The organism is Deltaproteobacteria bacterium (assembly GCA_009930495.1).
Lineage (GTDB): Bacteria > Desulfobacterota > Desulfovibrionia > Desulfovibrionales > Desulfomicrobiaceae > Desulfomicrobium.
In genome coordinates this window covers 1-1561 of the sequence record RZYB01000370.1, presented here as the reverse complement: position 1 = coordinate 1561, position 1561 = coordinate 1, and the positions used below count along the sequence as shown (strand labels likewise).

The 1561-nt window shown below is 64.1% G+C and carries 2 protein-coding genes; both read left to right on the top strand.

Features of this window, described 5'->3' with window-relative positions; translation table 11 throughout:
• The coding region (locus EOL86_14775) for a dihydrodipicolinate reductase (protein NCD26833.1) at positions 1–439 on the top strand (439 nt) is incomplete at its 5' end.
• A 107-nt stretch (positions 440–546) separates the two neighbouring features.
• A complete protein-coding gene (locus tag EOL86_14770; protein NCD26832.1) occupies positions 547–1479 on the top strand; it encodes a hypothetical protein in 933 nt (310 codons plus the stop codon).
• The last annotated feature ends 82 nt before the right edge of the window (positions 1480–1561 follow it).

Below are 1561 nucleotides of genomic sequence, written 5' to 3'. Positions count from 1 at the left end.
GCCATCGTTTCCCGTGGTCGTCTGCGCGAACACGAACATGCTGATGCTCAAGTTCATGGCCATGCTGCACGCGCAGGGCCATTTGTTTGCAGGGTATGACATCCGCGTGCTGGAGTCGCATCAGGCGAGCAAGAAATCCGCGCCGGGCACGGCGATCAGTCTGGCCCGCGCGCTGAACGTGCCCACGGAAGAAATCGTGTCCGTGCGCGACCCGCTGGCGCAGGAACAGCTCGGCATTCCCGCGCGCCACCATGCCCGGCACGCCTACCACCGCATCACCATCACGGACGGCACGGTCGAGCTTGCCTTGGAAACCAAGGTTCTGGGACAGGCGCCGTATGCGGCTGGTCTGGCCGCAATCGTGGACGCCGTCCGCGCCAGAAATCTTGAACCGCGCACCTACGACGTGCTGGAGCTGATCCACAACGGCTGGCTGTGAGCCCCGCCTCACGGACCGTTTCTTGAAAAACAGGCTGGACGCGGCCGGGGGTTGACGAAACGGCTCACCACGGCATGATCCTGTCGTGGTCAAGGAGCCACTCCACGATGAAAATAACCCTTTTTGGTGCCGAATCCCTGGGCGTGCGCGGACTCTCCTGCCTGGTGGAGACCAGGGATCGCCGTATTTTTATCGATCCCGGCATTGCCCTGGGTTTTGTGCGCCATGGTCTGCCGCCCCACCCGTTTCAGGTGCTCATGGGCGCCATGATCCGGGCAAAAATGTTGGCCGCGCTGAAAACAGCCACGGATGTGGTCATGAGCCATTTTCATGGCGATCACGTGCCCCTGCTGGAAGCCAACCCGTATCAGATGCGCCTCGACCTGGCCGTGGACGCCATGCGCCGGGCCCGGATTTTTTGCCCCGGAACGACCGAGGTGTCCGGCGCCATGCCCCGGCGACGCGCCGATCTGGAACAGGCCCTTGGCCAAAGTATCGCCGATGCCGGAAACAAAACCGATGGCGACATGACCTTTTCCGCGCCCGTGCCCCACGGTCTGGCCGGCGGCAATCAGGGCTCGGTGATGATGACGCGGATCGCCGACCAGGGCACGACCTTTGTCCACGCCTCGGACATCCAGCTACTCGATAGCGCGACCGTGGACGCCCTGCTTGATTGGCGGCCGGACATGGTGTTGGTTTCCGGGCCACCCCTGTATCTCAAACGCCTCGCGCCGGCATTGCTGCGACAGGCGCGCGACAACGCCGTGCGCCTGGCCCGACGGACTCCCGTGCTCATTCTGGATCACCATCTGCTGCGGTGTCCGGAAGGCCTGAACTGGCTGCGCTCGCTCCGGAAGATGACGGAACACCGCGTGCTGTGCGCGGCCGAATTCATGGGGCGCGCCCCGTGCCTGCTGGAAGCGTGGCGCGCCGAACTGTACCGCGATTTGCCCGTTCCCACGGGCTGGCACGAGGCATACGCCCGGGGCGTCGCCGACACTTCGGGGTTCCGACACTGGCGGGAATGGAGCGTGTAGGCGCGACCCGTCCAAGACTCAAGGACGACGATCCGGCCTTGCGCCACATTGACCTCGTCGTCCGAAAAGGCAATTTCACGAG